15 protein-coding genes are annotated in these 22,998 nt (G+C 72.7%); 8 read left to right on the top strand and 7 right to left on the bottom strand.

Going from position 1 to position 22,998, the window contains the following annotated elements; translation table 11 throughout:
• The 4 genes from ABD374_RS15225 to sbnA form a co-directional block, all read right to left on the bottom strand.
• On the bottom strand, positions 1 to 4,068 hold a 4,068-nt coding region (locus tag ABD374_RS15225), incomplete at its 3' end, for an amino acid adenylation domain-containing protein (RefSeq protein ID WP_344495407.1).
• 79 nt (positions 4,069 to 4,147) lie between these two features.
• Positions 4,148 to 4,369, bottom strand: coding sequence for an MbtH family protein (locus tag ABD374_RS15220; protein WP_344495405.1), 222 nt, complete (start codon positions 4,367 to 4,369; stop codon positions 4,148 to 4,150).
• Between the two features lie 61 nt (positions 4,370 to 4,430).
• The gene (sbnB, locus tag ABD374_RS15215) at positions 4,431 to 5,420 is read right to left on the bottom strand and encodes a 2,3-diaminopropionate biosynthesis protein SbnB (RefSeq protein ID WP_344495403.1); all 990 of its coding nucleotides are present in this window, start codon (positions 5,418 to 5,420) and stop codon (positions 4,431 to 4,433) included.
• 8 nt (positions 5,421 to 5,428) lie between these two features.
• On the bottom strand, positions 5,429 to 6,412 hold the full coding sequence (gene sbnA, locus ABD374_RS15210; protein ID WP_344495401.1) for a 2,3-diaminopropionate biosynthesis protein SbnA: 984 nt from the start codon (positions 6,410 to 6,412) through the stop codon (positions 5,429 to 5,431).
• A 188-nt stretch (positions 6,413 to 6,600) separates the two neighbouring features.
• Here sbnA and ABD374_RS15205 point away from each other — a divergent pair, with 188 nt between their 5' ends.
• From ABD374_RS15205 to ABD374_RS15185, 5 genes are all read left to right on the top strand, one after another.
• Positions 6,601 to 8,451, top strand: a complete 1,851-nt coding sequence (locus ABD374_RS15205) for an acyl-CoA dehydrogenase family protein (protein WP_344495399.1) — start codon at positions 6,601 to 6,603, stop codon at positions 8,449 to 8,451.
• The gene (locus tag ABD374_RS15200; RefSeq protein WP_344495397.1) at positions 8,448 to 10,157 is read left to right on the top strand and encodes an acyl-CoA dehydrogenase family protein; all 1,710 of its coding nucleotides are present in this window, start codon (positions 8,448 to 8,450) and stop codon (positions 10,155 to 10,157) included. The genes ABD374_RS15205 and ABD374_RS15200 overlap by 4 nt, the downstream gene beginning before the upstream one ends.
• A 103-nt stretch (positions 10,158 to 10,260) precedes the next feature.
• Positions 10,261 to 10,554, top strand: a complete 294-nt coding sequence (locus tag ABD374_RS15195; protein WP_344495395.1) for an acyl carrier protein — start codon at positions 10,261 to 10,263, stop codon at positions 10,552 to 10,554.
• A complete protein-coding gene (locus tag ABD374_RS15190; RefSeq protein WP_344495393.1) occupies positions 10,554 to 11,963 on the top strand; it encodes a condensation domain-containing protein in 1,410 nt (469 codons plus the stop codon). The genes ABD374_RS15195 and ABD374_RS15190 overlap by 1 nt, the downstream gene beginning before the upstream one ends.
• A gap of 55 nt (positions 11,964 to 12,018) precedes the next feature.
• Positions 12,019 to 13,824, top strand: coding sequence for a fatty acyl-AMP ligase (locus ABD374_RS15185; protein ID WP_344495391.1), 1,806 nt, complete (start codon positions 12,019 to 12,021; stop codon positions 13,822 to 13,824).
• A gap of 60 nt (positions 13,825 to 13,884) precedes the next feature.
• Here ABD374_RS15185 and ABD374_RS15180 read toward each other — a convergent pair whose 3' ends face one another.
• Together ABD374_RS15180 and ABD374_RS15175 are read right to left on the bottom strand one after the other, a co-directional pair.
• Positions 13,885 to 15,156 (bottom strand): DUF1015 family protein, encoded by a 1,272-nt coding sequence (locus ABD374_RS15180; RefSeq protein ID WP_344495390.1) that lies wholly within the window; start codon positions 15,154 to 15,156, stop codon positions 13,885 to 13,887.
• Positions 15,157 to 15,244: 88 nt separating this feature from the next.
• Positions 15,245 to 18,307, bottom strand: a complete 3,063-nt coding sequence (locus tag ABD374_RS15175; RefSeq protein ID WP_344495388.1) for an AfsR/SARP family transcriptional regulator — start codon at positions 18,305 to 18,307, stop codon at positions 15,245 to 15,247.
• A gap of 542 nt (positions 18,308 to 18,849) precedes the next feature.
• On the opposite strand from ABD374_RS15175, the gene ABD374_RS15170 reads away from it, so the two are divergent.
• Positions 18,850 to 20,220, top strand: a complete 1,371-nt coding sequence (locus tag ABD374_RS15170) for an APC family permease (RefSeq protein WP_425577245.1) — start codon at positions 18,850 to 18,852, stop codon at positions 20,218 to 20,220.
• Between the two features lie 79 nt (positions 20,221 to 20,299).
• Entirely contained in the window at positions 20,300 to 20,812 is a 513-nt protein-coding gene (locus ABD374_RS15165) for a 2'-5' RNA ligase family protein (RefSeq protein WP_344495386.1), read from the top strand.
• A gap of 3 nt (positions 20,813 to 20,815) precedes the next feature.
• Here ABD374_RS15165 and ABD374_RS15160 read toward each other — a convergent pair whose 3' ends face one another.
• Positions 20,816 to 21,766, bottom strand: a complete 951-nt coding sequence (locus tag ABD374_RS15160; RefSeq protein WP_344495384.1) for an SIS domain-containing protein — start codon at positions 21,764 to 21,766, stop codon at positions 20,816 to 20,818.
• A gap of 242 nt (positions 21,767 to 22,008) precedes the next feature.
• Here ABD374_RS15160 and ABD374_RS15155 point away from each other — a divergent pair, with 242 nt between their 5' ends.
• The gene (locus ABD374_RS15155) at positions 22,009 to 22,833 is read left to right on the top strand and encodes a DeoR/GlpR family DNA-binding transcription regulator (RefSeq protein WP_344495382.1); all 825 of its coding nucleotides are present in this window, start codon (positions 22,009 to 22,011) and stop codon (positions 22,831 to 22,833) included.
• Positions 22,834 to 22,998 lie beyond the last annotated feature (165 nt).

The raw sequence follows: 22,998 nt of genomic DNA, 5'->3' as shown, positions 1-22,998 counted from the left end.
GCCGTACTCGTTGATGAGGCGGGTCTGCGGGGCCAGGGCGCGCCAGCGCTCCAGCGTGGCGCGGGTGAAGGCCTCGCCGGCCACCACGAGCACCGGCGCCAGCGCGCCCGCCTGCTCCGCGGTGAGCTGTTCCGCGAGGATCTCGAGGTGCCCGGGGGTCAGCTTGACGAAGCTGTACGGTCCGCTCTTGGCCAGGGCGGCGCCGAGGTCGGCGATGTCGGTGTCCTGGGCGACGGTGTGCACCCGCTGGCCGGTGACCAGGGGGGCCCACAGGTTGGGGACGACCAGGTCGAAGGCGACCGAGGAGAACAGCGGCGCGCCCCGCCCGCCCTGCGAGGCCAGTTCGCGGGCGGCCCAGCCGACGTGGTTGGCCAGGCCCCGGTGGGTGACGGCGACGCCCTTGGGGCGGCCGGTCGATCCGGAGGTGAAGATCACGTAGGCCAGGGCGTCGCCGTCCTCGGCGCGGTCCGGCGCGGTCCGCGGCCGTTCGTCCAGCACGGGCCGGTCGCGGTCCACCAGGACCGTGCCGACGCCGCCGAAGCGGTCCTCGTACGCCTCCTCGGTGACCGCGAGCACGGCGCCCGAGGTGGTGAGCATGGCCGCGATGCGCTCGGCCGGGTAGGAGGGGTCGATCGGCACGTAGGCCGCGCCGGCCTTCCACACCCCGAGCAGGCTCGCGAGCAGATTCGGCCCGCGGTCCAGCAGCACCCCGACCACCGACCGCGCGCCGACGCCCGCCGCCTTCAGGTGGTGGGCCATCTGGTTGGCCCGCACGTCCAGCTGGCTGTACGTCACCGTCCCGTCGGCGAAGCCGACCGCGGGCGCGTCCGGGCCGCGGCGGGCCTGCTCCTCGAAGCGGCGGAGCACGGACGCGTCCGTGAAGTCGGCCGCCTCGCCCGTACCCAGGTCCAGCAGCCGCTGCCGCTCGTCGGCCGGCAGGAGCGCGACCGAGGAGAGCCGGACGGCCGGGTCGGCCGTGACCTCCTCCAGGAAGCGGATGAACTGCTCCTTCACGCGGACCACGGTCGACGCGTCGAAGAGCGAGGTCGCGTACTCGAAGACGCCTTCGAGCGACCCGTCCGCCGACCGCCCGATGAAGACGGAGAGGTCCGTCTTGGCGACCGTCCACGCCTCGGCGAACGCCCGCAGGTCCGCCGCGTCGGTGGCGACGCTGGTGACGCCCTCGCTGTGCATGTCGAAGGCGACCTGGTAGAGCGGCGTACGGGACATGTCGCGCTCGGGCTGCAACTCGTCGACCAGCCGGTCGAACGGCAGCTCCTGGTGCGCGAACGCGGCCACGGACGCGGCGCGCACCCGCCCCAGCGCCTCGGCGAAGGTGGGATCGCCCTCCAACGCGCAGCGCACCACCAGGGAGTTGAGGAAGAAGCCGACCGTGTTCGCGACCTCCGGGCGGGTCCGGCCCGCGACCGGGGTGCCGACCGGAACGTCCCACTGCCCGCTCTGCCTGGCCAGCACCGAGGCGAAGGCGGTCAGCAGGGTCATGAACGGTGTGGCGCCGTGCCCGCGGCCCAGCTCCTCCACCTTCGCCACCAGCTCCGGTTCCACCCGGACCGGGACGACCGCGCCGCGCGGGTCGCGCTCGGGCGGACGGGGGCGGTCCGTGGGCAGCTCCAGCGGGGCGATGCCGTCCAGGGCGGTGCGCCAGTGCGCGAGCTCCGCGGCCGTGAACTCCTCGGTCAGCCGGGAGCTCTGCCAGGCCGCGTAGTCGGCGTACTGGATGCCGGTCGCCGGCAGCGAGGGCTCGCGGCCCGCGAGTGCGGCGGCGCACAGCTCCCGCAGCTCGCGCTCCAGGACGACGGTGGACCAGCCGTCACAGGCGATGTGGTGCATGGTGACGAGCAGGACGTGGTCCTCGCCGGGGACCCTGGCCAGCAGGACGCGCCACAGCGGACCGGTCGCCAGGTCGAAACCGCGGGCGAACTGCTCCTCGAAGTACGTGGCCAGGCCGTCGCGTCCGGTGTCGACGACCCGGAGCTCCACCGGCCCGGCGTCCCCGACGACCTGGCGGGGCTCGCCGCCGTCGTCCAGGTAGCGGGTGCGCAGCGCCTCGTGGCGGGCGCCGAGCGCGGTGAGCGCGGACCGCAGGACGTCCACCGGCGTGGCGGCCGGCAGCCGCAGGATCAGGGGGGCGACCCACTCGCGGCTGCCGGGGTTCAGACGGTCGAGGAACCACAGCCTGCGCTGCCCGGAGGACAGCGGCAGGGCACCGGACCTGGACACGGCCGGTATCGGCCGGGCACCGTCGGACGGCGCGTCGATCAGCCTGGCCTGGGCCTCCACCGTGGTGGCGCTGAACAGGCCGCGCATCGAGATCGAGACGCCCGAGGCGCGGAGCCTGGCCGCCAGCCTGGTGAGCTGGAGCGACGTACCGCCGAGGGCGAAGAAGTCGTCGGTCGCGCCGACCTTCTCCCGGCCGAGCAGGGCCGCCCACACCTCGGCGACCTGCTCCTCGGCGCTGGTGCGGGGGGCGACGTAGCCGCCCTGCCCCGCCGCGGCGCCGGTCTCGTCCACGGCGGCGGCGAGCGCGGCCCGGTCCACCTTGCCGTTGGGGGTCAGGGGGAAGACGTCGACGCCGTGGAAGAGCGAGGGGACGTGGGTGTCGGGCAGCCGCTGCCGGAGGTGGCGGCGCAGCGCGGTGGTGTCGAGGGGGACGCGGGTCGTGAGGGCGGCACCGATCCGCTTGCCGCCGTCGCCCGCCGCGAAGGCGAAGACGACCGCGCCGCTCACGTCCGGGTGGGAGGTGAGCGCGGCCTCGATCTCGCCCGGCTCGATGCGCACGCCGTTGACCTTGAGCTGGGCGTCGGCCCGGCCCTGGTACTCCAGTACGCCCTCGGCGTTCCAGCGCACCAGGTCGCCGGTGCGGTACAGCCGGGAGCCGGGGGCGCCGTACGGGTTCGGGACGAACTGCTCCGCGGTGAGGTCCGGGCGGCCCGCGTACCCCTGGGCCAGGCCGATTCCGTCCGCGTACAGCTCTCCGGTGACGCCCTTGGGCACCGGGGTGCCGTCGGGGCCCATCACCAGCACGCGCATGTTGCTGAGGGCGCGGCCGATCGGCACGGGGCCGGACTTCTGCTCCGGGTCCACGCGGTGGGCGGTGATGTCGATGGAGCACTCGGTGGGCCCGTAGGTGTTCCACACGCCGATCCCCCGGCCGGCCCGCTCGCGCAGCCGCTCGACGAGTTCGGCGTGCAGCGGCTCACCGGCCGAGAAGAGCAGGCGCAGCGCGTGGCAGCCGGCCCAGCCGTCCTCCTCGACCAGCAGCCTGAGGACGGAGGGGACGACCTGGAGGACGGTGACGCCGCCGTCGGCGACCGCCTTCAGCAGCGCCGCGGCGTCACGCTCGGTGCCGTCCGGGGCGGTGACGACGCTTCCGCCGCTGATCAGCGGGGCGAAGATCTCCCAGCCGGCCGCGTCGAAGCCGATCGAGGTCTTGAAGAGGACGCGGTCGTCGGCGGTCAGCTTCTGCGTGCGCACGGCCCAGGTCACCCGGTTGGCGATGCCGGCGTGGGTGACCTGCACCCCCTTGGGCCGTCCCGTCGATCCCGAGGTGAAGATGGTGTACGCGACGCCCAGGGGATCGACGGCGACGGCGGGGGCGGCCGTCTCCGGGAGAGCCCCCGCCCGGTCCCGTATGTCCTGCGGGGACACGGCGCGGACGCCCGCCGCCGGGCCGGTCAGTTCCCGCTCGCCGACCACCAGGGTGGCGCCGCACTCCAGGAGGAGGGACTCCAGCCGCTCCCGGGGGTGGCCGGGGTCCAGGGGCAGGTAGCCGGCCCCCGCCTTCCACACCCCCAGGAGGGTGACGACCAGGTCGATGCCCCGGCCCAGGCACACGCCGACCGGGGAGCCGGGGCCGGCGCCGGCCGAGCGCAGGAAGCGCGCCGTGCGGTCGGCGGCGAGATCCAGCTCCCGGTAGGTCAGCGTGCGGGCACCGTCGATGACGGCCGTCGCGTCGGGAGTGCGGGCGGCCTGCTGTGCGACGAGCACGGGCAGGGTGGGAGGGACAGTTCCGCTCAGGGAGGTCCCCGGCAACTGTGCGGCGTTCAACAGGTGCTCCTTCGAATGACCTGGCGCCAGGTGCGACTCGGAATTCAGTGGTGGTGGAGGGCCCGCTCGGGGCGGCGGATCAGGCGGCGGAGTTCTGGCTCTCCATGCGGTGGCGCAGGCTCAGCGGACGCATGTCGGTCCACACGTCGTTGATGCGGGCCAGGCACTCCTCGCGGGTGCCCTCGGTGCCCTCGGCGCTCCAGCCGGCGGGCAGCGCCCGGCCGGCCCGCCAGATCGAGTACTGCTCCTCGCCGTTGAGCACGACGCGGTACACGGCGGTGTCGTTCAGTTCGCTGGACATGGTTCTCCTCGGTGCGGTGCGAAGGGGGGTGCGTGGAAAGGGGAAGGGCGGCGGGCGGGGCTCAGGACAGGAAGTCCGTGATCTCCACGCCCAGGCCGAGCCCGCGGGCGGTGCGGTGCACGTCGACGGCCAGGGCGAGGTCGAGGACCCCGAGCCCGAACGGCGAGTAGACGGTGACCTTCTTCGGCGACGGGGTGAACTGCCGGGTGCCGGCGATGAGCTGGCCGATGGACGCGTCGATGAAGGCGCGGCCCCCGGTGATCTGTTCGGCGAGGTGGAGCGAGGTGCGCTCGCGGCACACGTGGTCCGCGTCGTCCACGATGTTGTGCGCCTGGATGAGCGTCTCGGGGTCGATGTCCCGCAGGGAGATGTGCAGGACCACCGTGCCGGGCGCCGCCGCGGTCAGGTCGGTGTGGGGCTCGCCCGCCGAGGTGGCGAAGGAGACCAGGGACTGCGCGGCCAGCGCGTCGTCGAGGCTCGCCGCGAGAGAGACGCGGGCCTCGGGAAGGATTTCCGCGCAGCGCCGGGCGAATTCCTGCGCACGTATCGTGGAACTGTCGTGGACCGTCACTTCTTCAAGACCTTCGAGAGCGGCCTTGAGATAGCGCAGGATCTCCAGGTTGATGACGCCGCAGCCGATGAGGGAAACACCCTTGGGGCGGTTTTCCCTGGTGAGCATCTCGGCGGCGAGCGCCGCACTGGCGGCGGTACGCGCGGCCGATATCAAAGACCCTTCGAGCAGGGCCTCGGGGTGACCGGTGCGCAGCGAGTTGAGGAGCATCGCCGCGCTGGCCCGCGCCGTGCCGGACTGGACGTTCCCGGGGAACGAGGAAATCCACTTGATCCCGGCGGCGGGGTTGTCGCCGCCGCGGTACGAGGGAAGACCGATGATCCGGTTGGCGGGCTGCTCCGGAAAACGGAGGAAGATGGAGTGCGGGACCGTCGTGGCGCCCTGCTCATGCAGTTCGTAGGTCGCCCGGACCATCTCGATGTGTTCTTTCTCCTTTCCGCTGAGGAGCTTTTCCACGTCGGACTGGCGAATTACCAGCATGGGACAGATCAACCCTTCCACAGGTGCGATACTTCACCGAAGTTCTCACGCACCCAGTCGTCGGAATAGATGGTCTTGAGGTAGCGGTCTCCCCCGTCGGGGAAAATCAGGGCGGAGACGGATCCGCGCGGAATGCGCGGCAGCATTTTGTCCACCGCGGCGAGCGTGGCCCCGGACGATCCGCCGGCCAGGATCGCCTCCCGCCCCACCAGTCGCCGGCAGAAGACGACACAGTCGAGGTCCGAGACGTGCACCACGTCGTCGGCCGCTCCCGGGTCCATCAGGGCGGGCCGTACGGAGGCGCCGTGGCCGGGGATGAGCCGCCTGGTGGGCGGCCGGCCGAAGATCGCGCTGCCCTCCGCGTCGACGGCCACGACCTTGGTCGCCAGCCCGGCGCGGCGGATGTAGTCCGCGCAGCCGCGCAGCGTGCCGAAGGTGCTGACCGAGCAGAAGAGGAAGTCGAGCCGCCCGTGGAGGGCTTCGACTATCTCGTGCATGGTGCTTTCGTGGGCCTTCGGATTGAACAGGTTCGCATACTGGTCGGGCGAGTACGCGTGCGGAATGCTTTCCACCAGCTCGCGCACCCTGCGCAATCTGACGGGCAGGAACTCCCCTGTGGCGGGGTCCCTCTTGTCGACCACCTCCACCTCGGCCCCGTAGGCCCGGAGGATGGCCATGTTCTGCTCGGTGGTCTTGGCGTCGATCACGCAGATGAAACGCAGCCCGAAGTATCTGCATATCTGGGCGAGTCCGACCGCCAGGTTTCCCGAGCTCGATTCCACCACGACCGATCGCCCCGGCGTTATCTCGCCGCTGCGCAGGGCCTCGGAGATCATGTTGAGGCCGCTTCGATCTTTTATACTGCCACCTGGGTTGAAACGCTCGATCTTGGCGAAGACTTGTGAGTGCCCCCCGGGAAACATTCTCTCCAGTTCCACCAGGGGCGTCCGGCCGATCGTACCCAGAATCCCCGAATCAGATCTTTTCGGCATGGATTCCCTCTCACCTGTAGGCGTGCAATGGAGACAGTAGCTGCCGCCCAAACGAGGTAACGGGTTCTGTGCTGGCAGGGAAGTGCCACCGCAAGGTCCTGTCAGGGAAGGGCCAGGACAGCGCTCCCGCACGTACCCAAGACTGGGGTTCTTCCGGAATTCATGCGCTCTCAGATCCAGGTGGAGTTGTGACGAAACCTCAGCTTGTACCGGACCGGCCGACCCGCTACGCGCCGTACGACCTGGCCGGCGGATTCGACCAGGACCTGGGCGATCCCCACCGCCCCGACCTGCCCTTCTTCGCGGGCCGGCTCCGTGAACTCGACGCGCTGGAGGCGTTCCCCGAGGACGCGGTGCGTCTGCTCGACGCGCGGGAACTGCCCGCCCACTACGTGCCCGCGCGCCACGGCGGGGCGTTGCGGAGCTACGAGGACCTGCTCCAGCTCGTCCGCGTGGTGGCCCGCCGCGACCTGACGGTGGCGATCGCCCACACCAAGACCTACCTGGGCGCGGTGAGCACCTGGGTCGGCGGCACGGCGGCCCAGGCCCGGGCGCTCGGCGAGCGGGTGGCGGCGGGCGCCGTGGTCTCCTGGGGCCTCACCGAGCGCGAGCACGGCAGCGACCTGCTGTCCGGAGGTCTCACCGCCACCGCCACCGGGGACGGGTACCGGCTCGACGGGGAGAAGTGGCTGATCAACAACGCCACCCGGTCCCACCTGGTCTGCGTCCTCGCCCGTACCGCACCGGAGGGCGGCACCCGCGGCTACAGCCTGCTGCTCGTCGACAAGGCGGAGCTCGCCCCCGGCACGTACACCTGCCTGCCCGCCGCCCGCACCCACGGCATCCGGGGCGCGGACATCAGCGGCATCGCGTTCTCCGACGCCCGCGTCCCGGCCGGCGCCCTGATCGGGGAGGAGGGGCAGGGCATCGAGATCGTCCTGCGGAGCCTGCAGATCACCCGCACGATCTGCGCAGCCCTGTCGCTCGGCGCGGCCGACCGGGCCCTGCGGATCGCGACGGAGTTCGGCCTGGAGCACGAGCTGTACGGGAAGCGGCTCATCGACCTGCCGCAGGCGCACCGCACCCTGACCGAGGCGTACGCAGACCTGCTCGCCATGGAGGCCGTCACCCTGGTGGCCGGCCGCGGAGCCCACGCGCTCACCGAGGAGATGAGCGTGACGTCGAGCGCGGTGAAGTACCTCGTGCCGAGCACGGTCGACGAACTCGTCTCCAGCATGGGCCAGTTCCTGGGCGCGCGGTCCTTCCTCAGCGAGGAGTACGCGCACGGCGCCTTCGCCAAGCTGGAGCGCGACCACCGGATCGTCGGCATCTTCGACGGCAACAGCCTGGTCAACCTGAACGCCCTGATCAACCAGTTCGGCGTACTCGCACGGGGCTACCGGGCGGAGCGGACGGACCCCGAGGGACTGGCCGTCGCGGCGACCCTGAGCACCCCGGTCCCCGACTTCGACCCGACCCGCCTCGACCTGACCTCACGCACCGGCAACAGCGTCACCGCCGCCCTGCCGCAGAGCGTCGCCGAGCTGCGCGGGCTCGCCGCCGGCGGAGAGGTCCCCGAGACGCTGCTGGCCCTGGCCGAGGACGTACTGGAGATCACCGACGAGACGCACCGGCAGATGGCGTCCCACCGCCCCACCCCCCGGGACGTCCCCGCCCCCGCCTTCTCGCTGGCCCACCGCTACACCCTGTGCACGGCCGCGGCCGCCTGCCTCCAGGTGTGGCTGCGCAACCGGGACCGGGTGGCGCGGGACACCGCGGCCGTCGCCGGACTGTGGCAGGACGGCCTGTGGCTGGAGGCATGCCTGAGCCGCCTCCTCGAACGCCTGGCTCCGGGGGTCCTGCCCGCGGCCGCCGGGGACGGCCGGCCCGCGGCCGACTCCACGGCCGTGCTCGACCGGCTGATGCCCCTGCTCCTCGACCAGTACCGGACGGGCGAGATGTTCTCCCTGCTCTCCTTCCCGCTGGCCGTCTCCCCCTCCGCCCTCCCCTCCGCGTCACAGCTCCTGGAGACGTCATGACCGAGACAGCCGCAGAGACCGGCGGACCGGCCGCGCTGGAGAGCGCGCTGGGCAACGCCGACGACCCGGACAATCCGCTGGGCTTCCGGTCCGTACTGGAGGCGGACGAGCGCGCCGAGATCCTGCCCGAGGGCGAGAAGGCCCTGGACGCCTACGGGTTCAACGCCGAGTACGTGCCCAAGCGGCTGGGCGGGCGGCTCGGCGGCATCGAACGCCTGATGCTCATGATGCGCACGGTCTCCCGGCGCGACCCCACCCTGGCGCTCGGGTACGGCTTCACCAACTACATCTCCGGGTCCGCCGTGTGGACCTCCGGCAACGACCGGCAGCAGCGGCGGATGGCCGAGATCCTGCTCGGCGGCGGCAGGACGGCGGCAGGCTACAACGAACTGGCCCACGGCAACGACTTCACCCGTACCGACCTCGCCGCCGCCCCGCACGGCGACCGGATCCTGATCAACGGCCGCAAGCAGATCGTCAACAACATCGGCCGGGCGGACGCCGTCGTGCTGCTCGCCCGCACCGGCGACGGCCCGGGCAACCGCAGCCACTCGCACCTGTTCGTGGACCTGGCGGACGGTCCCGCCGACCGGGTCCGGCGCGACTTCCGGTACCCCACCGTGGGCCTGCGCGGCTGCCTCATCGGCGGCGCCGAGTTCACCGACTACCCCGTCCCCGCCGACGCGCACATCGGCCCGCCCGGCGGGGCGATGGAGACCGTACTGCGCGCCTTCCAGACCACCCGGGCGGTGCTGCCGGGCATGATGGTCGGCACCTCGGACACCCTGCTGCGCACGGTCACCCGCTTCGCGCTCGACCGCCGGCTGTACGGGCGCCGGGTCGCCGACCTGCCGCACGCCAGGTCCACGCTGGTCGGCGCCTTCCTCGACCTGCTGGCCGGCGACTGCCTGTCCACCGTGGCCTGCCGCGCCCTGCACGTCCTGCCCGGCCAGACCAGTGTCCTGACCGCGGCCAACAAGTACCTGGTGCCCAAGGTCCTCCACCGGTCCTCGCACGCCCTGGGCACGGTGCTGGGGGCCGGTTCCTACCTGCGGGACGGTACGTACGGCGTCTTCCAGAAGTTCGCCCGCGACCTGCCCGCCATCACCTTCGCCCACGCCAACGCCTCCGTGTGCCAGGCGACGATGCTGCCCCAGCTGCCCCGGCTCGCCGCCACCAGCTGGCTGCGGGCCCAGCGCCCGCCGGCGGAGCTGTTCCGGCTCGACGCCCCGCTGGACGACATCGACTACCAGGCCCTGGAACTCACCTCCCGGGGAGCCGACCACCTCACCGCGATGCTCGGCCACCCGAGCGCCGAGGCGCTCCTGCCCACGGCCACGACACGGCTGACCGGCCTGCTGCGCGCGGACCTGGCGGACCTGCGCGAGCGCTGCCTCGCGCTGCCGCCGAGGGAGCACTCGGTGGTCGCGGGCCGGGCCGGCTTCGCCCTGGCCGACCGGTACGCCCAGCTCGCCATGGCCGCCGCCTGCATCGGCGTCTGGCAGGACAACCAGCACAGCGACGACGCGTTCCTGCGCGACCCCGACTGGCTGACCGGCGTCCTGTCCAGGATCGCCGCACGCCTCGGCCACGACGTGGGCGAGCTGCCCGCCCCGACGGAGCGACGGCTCTTCGAGGAACTGATCTCCAGGGAGGAAAGCCATGAGGGCTACGACCTCGGCCGTCCGCAACTCTCGCTCGCCTGACCCCAGAACCTGTCCGGCCCCGGCCCCGGGCCCGTATCCGTACCCGGACCAGAAACCCTTCCCCACCAATTTCCACACCCTGCACATCTCAAGGAGTCTTCTCATGTCCGACCTCACCACCGCGGCGACCGTCGAGGCCATCAGCACCGCGGCGACCGTCGAGACCATCCGCACCTGGCTCACCGAGCGGGTCGCGTACTTCCTCGACGTCACCCCGCAGGAGATCGCCCCGGACGACCTGCTCGTCGAGATCGGCCTCGACTCCGTCTACGCCCTCACCCTGTGCGGTGACGTCGAGGACGAGTACGGCATCCTCGTCGAGGCGACCCTCGCCTGGGACCACCCCACCGTCGACGCGCTCACGGCCCACATCCACTCCGAACTCGGCGCCCGCTGATGGCGGGGACCGGACCCGCCGCCAGGGCGCTGTCCATCGGGCAGGAGGCGCTCTGGTTCCTGTACTGGATGGCGCCCGACAGTCCGGCGTACAACGTCCAGGCCGCCCTGCGGATCCGCGGCCCGCTCGACGAGGGGCGGGTCCGCCGCGCCCTGCGCTCCGTGGTGGACCGCCACGACGTCCTGCGCTCCACCTTCGCGGACACCCCGGCCGGCCCCCGGCGGCTGGTCGGGCCGCCGGACCTGGTCGCCCTGGAGGTGCGCGAGGCGCCGGAGGCCGCCGCCGACGACGACCGACTGGCGCGGCTGGTGAGGGAGTTCGGCGACACCCCGTTCGACCTGACCGGGCAGGGGACCTGCCGGGCGCTGCTGCTGCGCGTCGCGCCGGACGACGCCGTGCTGGTGGTCTCCGCCCACCACATCGTCACCGACGCCACCTCGCAGTGGCTGCTCCTCCAGGAACTGCTCGACGCGTACGCGGCGGACTCCGCGTCGCCGCTGCCACCGCTGAAGCGCGGTTACGACGACTACGTGGCCCAGGAGCAGCACCTGCTCGCCGGGCCCCGGCGCGAGAGGCTCCAGGCGTTCTGGGAGGAGTTCACCGAGGGCGCCGACGCCGCCGAGCTGCTCGCCGACCGCCCGCGGGGCGAGGACCGGCCCGGGGTGTTCAACGGGGCCACCCGCGAACTGCGCGTTCCCGACGAGCTGCTGCCGAGGCTGCGGGAGACGGCGAAGCGGACGGGCGTCACCGGTTTCGCCCTGCTGCTGAGCGTCTTCCAGACCCTCGTCCACCGCTACACGGGCCGGACCGACTTCCTCATCGGCTGCCCGACGACCACCCGCAGCGGCCCCGGCATGCGGCAGGTCGTCGGGTACCTGGTGAACACGCTGGTCCTCCCGGCCCGCTTCACGGCCTCGACGACCTTCGCGGACGCGGCCGGGTCGGCGCAGCGCCAGGTGATGTCGGCGATGAAGCACATCGGCTACCCCTACGCCCTGCTGGCCGGGGAAGCCCGGTACGCCGCCGGCAGCCCACCGGTGCGGATGGCCTTCACGATGGTCGCACCGGGCCGTCTGGAGCCGCTGCTCCAGCGGGTCACCGAGGCCGCGGCGGCCGGTACGTCGACGGAGTACGCCGGACTGCGCCTGTCGCTCGTCGACGTGCCGCAGCTGGAGGGCCAGTTCGACATCTCGGTGGAGATGCGGCAGAGCGCGTCCTCGCTCACCGCGGTGTTCCGCTACGCGACGGACCTGTTCGACGAGGACACCGTCGAGCGGCTCCTGGACCACTACGTCCACCTGCTCGGCGCCGCCGTCGAGGACGTCGACGCACCGGTGACGGCACCGGCCCTGGTCGGCACCGGCGAGCTGGACGAGCTGCTGGCGCTGGGAGCGGCCGATGACTGGTGACCGTACCGACGACCGGCGTCCGCGCATTCCAGCCCACTTCATCCCAGGGGGTTCCATGTCCCAGCACCACCAGCTCATGCAGGCTCCGAGCGCCACGGCACGCATCCGCGAGAACGCGCTGGCCACTCCGGACGAGCCCGCGGTGATCTTCGTCCGCGATCCCTCCGCGCCGGACGGCGCCGAGACCTGGTCCTACGCCCGGCTGGACCACGAGGCGCGGAAGATAGCCGGATGGCTCCAGGAGCGGTACGCGCCGGGCGACCGGGTCCTGCTGCTCTATCCCGAGAGCCTGGAGTTCGCCGCCGCGTTCGTGGGGTGCCTCTACGCGGGGATGGTCGCCATCCCCTCCTCCCTGCCGGGCCAGTACCAGCACCAGCGGCGCCGGGTGGACTCCATCGTGGAGAACGCCGTCGTCGCGGTCACCCTCACCAGCGAGGCGGCCGCACCCTCCGTCCTGGACTGGGCCGCGTCGGACCCGGCGGCCGGCATCGCCTGCGCCGTCACGGACGGTCCCGCGTTCACCGACGCGCACGCGGCGGCCTGGCGCATGCCCGCGGCGGACCACGACAGCCTGGCACTCCTCCAGTACACCTCCGGGTCGACCTCCACGCCCAAGGGGGTGATGGTCAACCAGGGCAACCTGCTGCACAATTCGCAGATCCTCAGCGAGGCCTTCGGGCTCGACAGGACCACCCGCTTCGGGTCGTGGATCCCGCAGTACCACGACATGGGACTGCTGGCGATCCTGCTGCCCCCGCTGCTGCTGGGCGGCTCCTGCGTGCTGATGAGCCCGACCACGTTCCTGAAGCGGCCGCACTGGTGGCTCCAGATGATCGACAGGTACGGCATCACCTGGTCCGCGGCGCCCAACTTCGCGTACGAGCTGTGCGTGCGGCAGGTCACCGACGAGCAGCTGGACCAGCTGGACCTGTCACGGTGGAGGTTTGCCGCCAACGGGTCCGAGCCGGTCCAGGCGTCCACCCTGACCGCCTTCGCCAAGCGCTTCGCCCCGGCGGGCTTTCGCAGCGACACCATGGCGCCGTGCTACGGCATGGCCGAGGCGACCGTGTTCATCTCGGGGACGGGCCCCCGTGAGCTGACCGTCAGCCACATCGACGAGGAGCGCCTGGAGCGCCACGAGTTCCACCCGGTGAGCCCTGCGGAGCCCGGCCGCGACGTCGTCAGCTGCGGGTCGGCGAAGGCCTATGACGTACGCATCGTCGACCCGCGGACCCTGGAGGTGCTGCCCGCCGGCCGGATCGGCGAGATCTGGCTCCGGGGCGGGAGCGTCGCACAGGGGTACTGGGGCCGCGAGGACGCCACCCGCGAGACCTTCGGGGTGCGGACCGCGGACGGGGACGGCGGTTACGTCAGGAGCGGCGACCTGGGGACCGTCCACGACGGCGAGGTCTACGTCACCGGCCGGATCAAGGAGCTGATCATCCTGCGCGGCCGGAACATCTACCCGCAGGACGTCGAACACTTCCTCAGGGCGCAGGAGAGCGACCTGACCGGGCTGTTCGGTGCGGCCTTCGTCGTCCCCGTCCAGAACGCCGGGGGCGGGGTCGAGGAGCAGCTCGTCGTGGCCCACGAGGTGCGCGGCGGGATCTCGCAGGACGGCCTGAAGGAGCTGGCCGGCCGGATCGGGGCGGGCGTCTCCCGCGGCTTCAGCGTGCGGCCGGGGGCCGTGGTCCTGGTCCGGCGCGGCGGGATCCTGCGGACGACGAGCGGCAAGATCCAGCGGGCGGCGATCCGCGAGACGTTCCTCCAGGGCCGGCTGGAGAGCCGGTACCTCCAGGTGAACCCCCAGGTCGGCGCGTTGCTCGCCGAGGCCGGGGCCAGGGCCGAGGTCGCTTCCTGAACGAGGTGACGAAGGGGCGGGCCCGTGAACGGGCCCGCCCCTTCGCGCGCCGCCCCGCGCTCAGTGGTGCGCGAGGCTCCGCAGCACCAGGCCCGCGGCCGGCTTGGGCCCGAACGAGGTCGACTTCCGCGGCATGGTGACCCCCTCGCCGGCCAGGTCCCGGACGGTCTCCTCCCGTACCGGGTGCAGCAGGACCGCCGTCCCGCCGTCCCGCCGCGCGTGGTCGACCGCCGCCCGGCCGTCGTGGACGTACGCGATGTCCCGCGGCCCGTCCGGCACCTTCCAGAGGTGGTCGAGCAGGGTGGCGTGCAGGACCGCGGCGTCCAGCGCCCGCCACGCCCGGGGCCGGTCGGCGGGGACCGTACGGGCGAGCAGGTCCGGATCGGGGCGGTCGATGAGGTGGAAACCCGCGCCGCCCGTGAGCAGGAAGGCGTTGCCGTCACGGGCGGCCGCGCCCAGGGCCTCCAGGGCGGCGGGCAGGGACGCCCCGGCCGGACGGACCCGGAAGGAGCCCTCGACCGCCGACAGGGCCTCGGCCACCGGCAGCCGGCGCAGGACGCGGTGGATGGCCCGTACCTGGAACGGGTGGCGGTCCGTGTCCACCAGCATCACGAGCCCGAAGTCCCAGGCCGCGGAGCGGGGCTGCTCGGACCGGAGCCGGAGGTAGGTCGCCCAGCGGTGGTGCCCGTCCGCGATCAGCGCCTGCCGGCCGGAGAGGTCGGCGTCGATCTCCGCCAGCTCCACCGGGTCCGTGACGGCCCACATCCGGTGGCTGACGCCGTCCCGCGTGGTGGTCGTCACGAGCGGCGGGCGCAGCACGGTGCGTTCGATGACGGCGCCGGCCCTCCCGCCGGAGCCGCGGTAGGCCAGCAGCAGCGGCTCCAGGTGGGCGGCGGTCGCCCGCATGAGGCCGGCCCGGTCCTCCACGACGTGCGGCATCACGGCCTCGTGGGGGTGGACGATGCCTTCGGCGGGCTCGGACAGCCGCAGCGCTCCGACGAGTCCGCGCTGCATGAGCCCTTCGCCCCGCTGCTCGCACACGTACAGCGCGGGTTCGGGGTCGGGCGCGAGCACGCCCCCCGACAGCCAGCGGCGGAGCGTGGCCGCCGCCTGCTCGGCGCGGGCGGCGGGGGTGGCCCCCCGCGGAAGGATCAGCCGCACGATGTGGTGCGGGTCGGCGGAGTCCGGGTGGTGCGGGCCGTCCGGGCCCGCCCCGGCGGCGTACGGGTGCGAGGTCACGGCGGCGAGACTGCTGACCCGTTCGGGGACGTACCGCAGACCGCGGAAGGGGATGAGCTGCAGGCCGTTGCCCGCAGGGCCCGTGAGGTTCATTGGCGCATCGTAGGAAGACGTCTTTTCGATCCGGTTTCCCGGCGGGAAACCGGGCCGCGGCCGGACGCCGGCGGGCGCGCGGCCTCCGCTAGCGGGTGCCCAGCAGCCCCGCCAGTGTCTCGGCGTCGACCCGTGCGCCCTGCCGTGTCGTGCCGATCAGGTGCGTGATCTGGGCGGTGCGCTCCTCCCACGAGGTCGCGGCCAGGCAGCGGAAGATCTCGTGGGCCCGCCGCAGCCGCGCGACGGCCGCGGCGTCACCGCGGATGGCCTCGGCGCAGGCCCGGTCGGTTTCGATGCGGGCCTGGAGGAACCGGTCCCCGACGTCCTCGGCGGCGGTCAGCGCCTCCCGCAGGGTGACCTCCGCCTCGGGGGAACGGTCCTGCCGCCACTGCGCCTCACCCAGGGCGCGCAGGGCGTAGGCCTCGCCCAGGCGGTCGCCCTGTGCGCGGGTCAGCTCGATGACCTCCCGGCAGGCGCGTTCGACCCTCTCCAGCTCGCCGGCGCGCAGGTACGCCTCGGCGAGCCGGTAGGTGTTCTGGGCCTTTCCCCGTACGGAGCCGGCCTCGTCGCTCGTCCTGATGGCCTCGCGCGTCAGCGTGATGCCGAGATCGGTCCGCCCGCGCTCCAGCTCGATCTGCGCGAGCAGGCCGAGCGCGTGGGACCGGCTGGTCGGATCGTCCGTCCGCCCGAAGCAGTCGAGCGCCGCGCGGCAGTGCCGGGCCGCGTTGTCCAGGTCCCCCTTGAAGCGGGAGCAGAGCGCGAGGTTGCGCAGCACGATGGCCCGCTCGTGCAGGTCGTCACTCTGCTCCAGGAGGTCCATCGCCGAAGAGAGGAGGGAGTCGGCCTCCGCGTAACGCCGCTGGTAGATCGCCAGGGTGCCGAGCGAGCGCAGCATGATCGTCGCACCCGGGGCGTCCCCCGCGCTGCGGGCCCCGTCCAGGGCGCTCTGCGCGGTCTGCTGCCAGTCCTCCAGGTAGTTGCGCATCTCGAAGAGCGGCATGGTGCGCGCGGTCAGCCCCCAGGCGTGGGCGGACGCCCCGCTCTGCGCGGCGTGGCCGACCATGCCGACGATGGAGGTGCGCTCCGACTCGAACCACTCCAGGGGGTCGGCCAGCAGTTCCGCGACCGTGTCCGGGGGCAGCGCCGCGTCCGGGCTCAGCCGGTGGGCCGTCAGATGCCCTTTGCCGTACAGCCGCTGGTGCGCGGTGTCCGCCAGGGTGAGCATGGCGGCGTAGGCCCGCTCGATCGTGACGTTCCGGTCGGCCTCGGAGTCCTCGGAGTGTGCACGCTCCCACGCGAACAGCCGCAGCAGCTCCTGGAACCGGAAGCGGACGGGGGCTCCCGGCACGAGGGTGGACACCTCCAGCAGCTGGGCGTCCACGAGTTGCTCCAGCAGGTCCTCGGCCTGGTCGGTCCCGACGTCGAGGACGGCGGCGCCCATCCAGGCGGCGAAGGTGGTCACCGGGAGCAGGCCGAGTCTTCGGTAGAGCCGGGCGGCGTCGGGGGAGAGCTCCCGGTAGCTGAGCCAGAAACCGGCTCTCACCCCGCCGTCGTTCGGGCTCAGGACGTCCAGGCGGCGCCACCGGTCCTCCAGGCGCGACGTCAGCTGGCGCAGCGACCAGTGGGGCCGGGTGGCCAGCCGGCCCGCGGCGATCCGCAGGGCCAGGGGCAGCCTGCCGCACAGTTCCACGAGCCGTTCCGCGGACGCCGGGTCGGTGGCGACCCGCTCGGCGCCGATCACCGTGGCGAGCATGCTGCCGGCCTCGTCCGGGGTCATGACCTTCAGGGGGATCCGCACCGCCGCGTAGTCGCTGGTCAGTTCGTCCAGCGGATCACGGCTGGTGATCAGTACGAAGCACTGGCCGCGCCCGGGGAGCAGCGGCTGGATCTGGGTGAACGACCGCACGTCGTCGAGGATGATGAGCAGTTTCCTGTTGTTCAGGATGCTGCGGTACAGGGCGGACCGCTCCTGCAGGTGGGCGGGGATCTGCGCGCTGGGCACCCCGAGCCCGCGCAGCGACTGGTCGAGCACGGACATGGGCGACAGCGGCTGGTCGAACTCGTGATAGCCGTGTACGTCGATGAAGAGCTGGCCGTCGGGAAACCGGTCGGCGACCTGGTTCGCCCAGTGCGCCGCCAGAGCGCTCTTGCCGATGCCGCTCACCCCGGAGATGACCGCGACCGCCAGGGGACCGCGGTCGGCGTCGCTGGGAACCAGCCCGTCGAGCGTGGCGATCTCCGGCGCGCGGCCGGTGAACGCGGTGACGGGCAGCGGAAGCTGGGCGGGCACGGCGACGGCGGCGCCGTGGGCGTGGACGGCCGGGGCGGGCGGGGCCGGCGCCGGGGAGGCGGGGGCCGGAGCCGGAGCGGGCTGGGTGGTGAACCCCTCCAGCTCGTTCGCGTCCTGGAGGATCTGCTGGTGGAGCTCCTGCAGCGCGGCCCCCGGCTCGATGCCCAGCTCGTCGACGAGGGCCCTGCGCCCCTCGCGGTACACCTGGAGCGCCTCGGGGCGCCGGCCCGCCAGGTTGTGGGCGTTCATGAGGTGGACCCTGGCCTGCTCGCGCAGCGGGTGTTCCTTGACCAGCGCGGTCAGCCGGGTGATGACCGAGTGGTGCCCGCCGGAGCGCAGTTGCAGCGCGGCGTACTCCTCGCTGATGTCCAGCCTGAACTCGGACAGCTGGGAGACGGCGTCGTCGATCCTGCTCCCCGTGAGCCCGTCCAGGACGGGACCCCGCCACAGGGCCAGGGTGTGCTCGAAGAGGGCGGTGGCCTCGTCGGCCTGTTCGTCGTGCGCCGCGGCCAGGCGGGCGCACGCGACCGATTCGCTCAGGTCCTGCAGATCGATGTAGCAGTTCTTCGAATTGAGGATGTAACCCGGGTGCCTCGTCTCAATGAGGTCTTCGACGGAAGCGGCTTCCCGGAATATTTTGCGGAGAGTGGTAATGCAAATGGCTATTTGGTTGCGTGCGGTGGTCGGCGGATCACCCTGCCACACGGCTTCCGTCAGAGACGCTATCGAGACGACGCGGTCGGGCGAGAGCAGCAGCATGGCCAGAACCGCGCGTTGCCGGGGGCTGCGCACCCGGATCATCTCGCCGCCGGCTGAGATTTCCAGTGGTCCGAGCAGTTTGAAGGACAACGGGTGGGTCACTGCATGTTCCTGTCCCTGTTGTCTGCTCGGCGGCATTCGGTCACCGCTGGCCGCTCCTGTGCGATGTGGCTGAAAACAGCAGGTGGATGGGGGTGTTCCAGGACGGTCGGGCAGTGCCGTGCCCGGGCTGCGGAAGGGTGATGCCCGGGGACTACGCGGGACGCCTCGAACCCACAGCCGGATGGTCCGCAACCTGAGGGCGGCTGAACCGCGTTGGTCGAATGCGGGCAGCGGGCGGCAGCAGACATGTTTCCAATGATCACCACACGGGGTGCAAAGTCAATGCGGATACAACAGCTCAATACGCACCGTGATTGCGGACGCATTTTCGTTGCGGTGAGTGTCGGAGATGTGGGGGATCCGGCAGAGCGCCGGGGCTGGGGCGCCGTCCGCCGGCGTGTGCGGTCGCGCACGGGCGGAGCGCGGCTGCCTCGCGGCGGTGGCCTCGCGGAAGCGGGGTACCGCAGGAGCGGGGCGTCGCGGAAGCGGGGCGTCACGGCGGCGGTACGCGGCCGGTGGAGAAGCGGAGAGAAAGGGAGGCCGTGGCCTCGTACGGGACAGCAGCACAGGAATCGGCACCGGGACCGGGACCGGCCCCGGGCGGCCCGCTCAAGCGGGCCCTGACGACACGGCTGCTCTACTTCTTCATCCTCGGCGATGTGCTGGGCGCGGGCGTCTACGTGCTGGTGGGCCAGGTCGCCGCCGAGTCGGGCGGCGCCGTGTGGGTGCCCCTCGCCGTCGCGCTCGGCCTCGCCCTGCTGACCGCGTCCTCGTACGCGGAACTCGCCACGAAGTACCCCCGTGCGGGCGGTGCCTCGCACTACGCCACCCTCGCCTACGGACCGTTCGCCGGCTTCCTCGCGGGCTTCTGCATGCTCGCCGCGGGCGTCGTCTCCGTCGCGGCCCTCGCCCGGGGATTCGGCGGGGACTACCTGACCGCCTTCGTCTCCCTGCCCGTCGCGCTCGTGGCGGTGGTCTTCCTGACGGCCCTGGCCCTGCTCAACGCCCGCGGCATCAGCGAGTCGACCCGGGCCAACACCGTCGCCACGCTCGTCGAGGTCGGCGGCCTGGTGCTGGTCGTCGGGCTCGGTGCCTGGGTGGTGCTGCGCGGCGACGGCGACCCGAGCAGACTGACCGAGCTCGGTACGCCCGGACACGGCCCCGCGGCGGCGGTCCTGAGCGGTTCCGTCCTCGCCTTCTACTCCTTCGTCGGCTTCGAGACGTCCGTCAATGTCGCCGAGGAGACCCGCGACCCCCGGCGGTCCTACCCGCGCGCCCTGTTCGGCGCGCTGGCCACCGCCGGTCTGGTCTACGTACTGGTGGGCATCGCGGCCACGGCGGCGGTCGACACGAAGACGCTCGCCGCGTCCAGCGGACCGCTGCTCGAAGTGGTCGAGGCCGCCGGGGGCGTACCGGCACGGCTGTTCGGCCTCATCGCGCTGGTCGCGGTCGCCAACGGCGCGCTCCTCACCGGCATCATGTCCTCCCGGCTCGCGTACGGCATGGCACGCGACGGACTCCTCCCGGGGTTCCTGGCCAAGGTGCTGCCCGGCCGCCGCACCCCCTGGGCCGCGATCGCCGCCACCACCTCGCTCTCCCTCCTGCTCGCGCTCACCGGTGACGTGGCCGCGCTCGCCTCCACCCTCGTACTGCTGCTCCTCGTCGTCTTCTTCGTCGTCAATACGGCCGTGCTCGTGCTGCGCCGCGACGCGGTGGCCCACGACCACTTCAGGACACCCGTCCCGGTCGCCGTGCTCGGTGCGGTGTCCTGCCTCCTCCTCGCGACCCAGATCGAGCGCGAGGTGTGGACCCGCGGCCTGGTCGTGCTCGCGGCGGGCGCGCTGCTCGGCGCACTGGCGGCCGTACGCAGGCGCCGGGGCGGGCGCGGGGACAAGCGCGGGGGCGGGGGCTGAGCGCCGGGGGCCGGGCCGCCTGTGGTTCCCTTGGCTCCCGCGGGAACGACCGGGGGAGACCAGGGGGAGGGGCGGGACAGTGGGGTGGCCGGACGTCGACGGGGACACGGCCCTGACCATCAAGGTACCCGAGGCCGATCCGCTCGTCCGGGCCGGTTTTCCCGCCCACGTCACCGTGCTCTACCCGTTCCTCCACGAGAGCCGGATCGACGGTCCGGTCCACCGCGAGCTGCTGGAGCTGTTCCGCTCGCACGACCCCTTCGAGCTGTCCTTCGCCGGGTTCGGCCGGTATCCGGGCGTCCTCTTCCTCGACCCGCGGCCGCACGATCCGGTACGGGCGCTCACCAAGGAGCTCACCGGCCGCTGGCCCGAAGCGGTGCCCTACCGGGGCCTGTTCGGCGAGGGCCTCGACCCTCATCTGACGCTCGCCAACCACGAGGGCCCGGAGACCTGGGAGCGCGCGTACGACGCACTGGAGGCCGAGTGCGCGCCCGCCCTGCCGCTGACCGCCCGGGTCGGGGCGGTCCACCTGATCGTCCGGGACGGCGACCGCTGGCGGGACCGTACGGCGTACCCGCTGGGCCGGTCCTGAGCGTTACGCGGCGGTGTCCTCCAGGACCACGGACCGCGTGAGGTTGCGCGGCCTGTCCGGGTCGCAGCCGCGCGCCCCGGCGAGCGCGACCGCCAGGCGCTGGACGCGGATCAGGTCGGCCAGCGGGTCCAGGTCGCCCGCCGCCCCCCGGGAGCCGGCGGCCACCGTGCCGCCGGCCCGCAGGACGTCGTCCGCCAGCCCCGCCGGCAGCGCGCCGAAGACCCAGGCCACCCGGCCGGGGCCGGTGATGCTGATCGGGCCGTGCCGGTACTCCATGGCCGGGTACGCCTCCGTCCAGGCGCCCGCCGCCTCGCGCATCTTGAGCCCCGCCTCCAGTGCGAGACCGTAGGTCCAGCCGGTGCCGAGGAAGGTGAACTGCTCGGCGCCGAGCACCTCGGCGGCCGGCGGTACGGTGACGGCGAGCCCGGCGTCCCGGATCGCCTCCGCGAGCGGACGCACACCGGCCGGCAGCGCGCCCTCGGCCTCCAGGTGGGCGCGGAGGAGCGCGAGGACGGTGGTGGCGAAGCGGGTCTGCACCACCGACTCCTCGTCGGCGAAGTCCAGTACGGCCACGGCGTCCGCCGCCCGCATGACGGGTGTCGCCGGGTCGGCGGTGATCGCGCCGGTGGGCACGGTGCCCCGCACGCGCCGGAGGACCTCCAGGACCTCGGTCGTGGTGCCGGAACGGGTGATCGCCAGTACCCGGTCGTAGCCGTCGCGGTACGGGAACTCCGAGGCGGCGAAGGCGTCCGTCTCGCCGTGGCCGCCGCTCTCGCGCAGTGCCGCGTACGCCTGGGCCATGAACCAGGAGGTGCCGCAGCCGATCACGGCGACGCGCTCGCCGCGGCGGGGCAGGGCGTCCGTGTGGAGAGGGAGGGACGCGGCCGCCTCGGCCCAGGTGGCGGGCTGGGAGGCGATCTCGGCCGAGGTGCGGGAGGAATCTGCGGTGGACATGGAACGAACTCCCCGATGATTGGAACTGCTCAAAGCAGTCGGCTTTCAAGCAGGTTCGAGCGCTGGTCTGTCGTGGGGCGAAGTATCCACGAAGCTGAACACGCAGTCCAGGACGCCCTGGTGGGGCTCTCCTGCGGGCTCTCTCGCGGGCCCCCGGCGGGGCCGTGCGCTCCCCGGGGCCGCGCCGCCCCGGCGGGCTACCATCGCCTTCACGCACGTCTGGCACGAAGGAGTCCGGCCGCATGTCCAAACACGAGCGGTGGAGCGCGCTGCTGGAACTGCTGGCCGCCGGGGGGAGGCTGGAGGTCGAGGAGGCGGCCACCACCCTGGAGGTCTCCGCCGCGACGATCCGCCGGGACCTCGACGAACTCGCGGAGCAGCAGATGCTCGTGCGGACCCGCGGCGGCGCGATCGCGCACGGGGTGTCGTACGAGCTGCCGCTGCGCTACAAGTCCTCCCGGCACGCGTCCGAGAAGCAGCGGATCGCCGCGGCCGTGGCCGATCTGGTCGCCGACGGGGAAGTGGTGGGCCTCAACGGCGGCACGACCACGACGGAAGTGGCGCGGGCCCTGGCGCTGCGGACCGGCAGCGGCCTGCGCGACGCGGCCACCGCCCCTTCCTCCGCCTCCGTCCCCGCCCCCGTCGGTCCGGTCCTGACCGTGGTCACCAACGCGCTCAACATCGCGGGCGAACTGGCGGTGCGGCCGCAGATCAAGATCGTGGTCACCGGCGGGGTGGCCCGCCCGCAGACGTACGAGCTGGTCGGGCCGCTGACCATGGGCGTACTCAACGAGGTCGTGCTGGACGTCGTCGTCCTCGGCGTCGACGGGGTGGACCCGGACCTGGGCGTCATGGCGCACCACGAGGACGAGGCGGGCGTCAGCCGGCTGTTCGCCGAACGCGCGCACCGGGTGATCGTGGTGACCGACTCGTCCAAGATGGGCAAGCGCGCCTTCGCCCGGATCTGCGGGCTGGACCGCATCGACGTCGTGGTGACCGACTCCGCCATCTCCGCCGAGGCGACGGGCCGCCTCACCGACGCCGGGATCAAGGTGATCGCCGTCTGAGGACGGCGCGGCGGTCCGGAGGCCCCGCCCCGGGGCCCGGCCCGGGTCCGGACCCCGGGGCGGGGCCCGTTCGGAAAACCCCGCTGTCCCGGACCGACGGTTCTGGAGCCGGAGTCGTCGGGCTGTCCCGGCCCCGGCCCGATGTCCCCGCCACCACGCTGCGCC

The organism is Streptomyces enissocaesilis, from assembly GCF_039533765.1.
GTDB classification, from domain to species: Bacteria; Actinomycetota; Actinomycetes; order Streptomycetales; family Streptomycetaceae; genus Streptomyces; species Streptomyces enissocaesilis.
The sequence above is the reverse complement of the archived record's forward strand: the minus strand, read 5'-3'. Positions and strand labels throughout refer to the sequence as shown.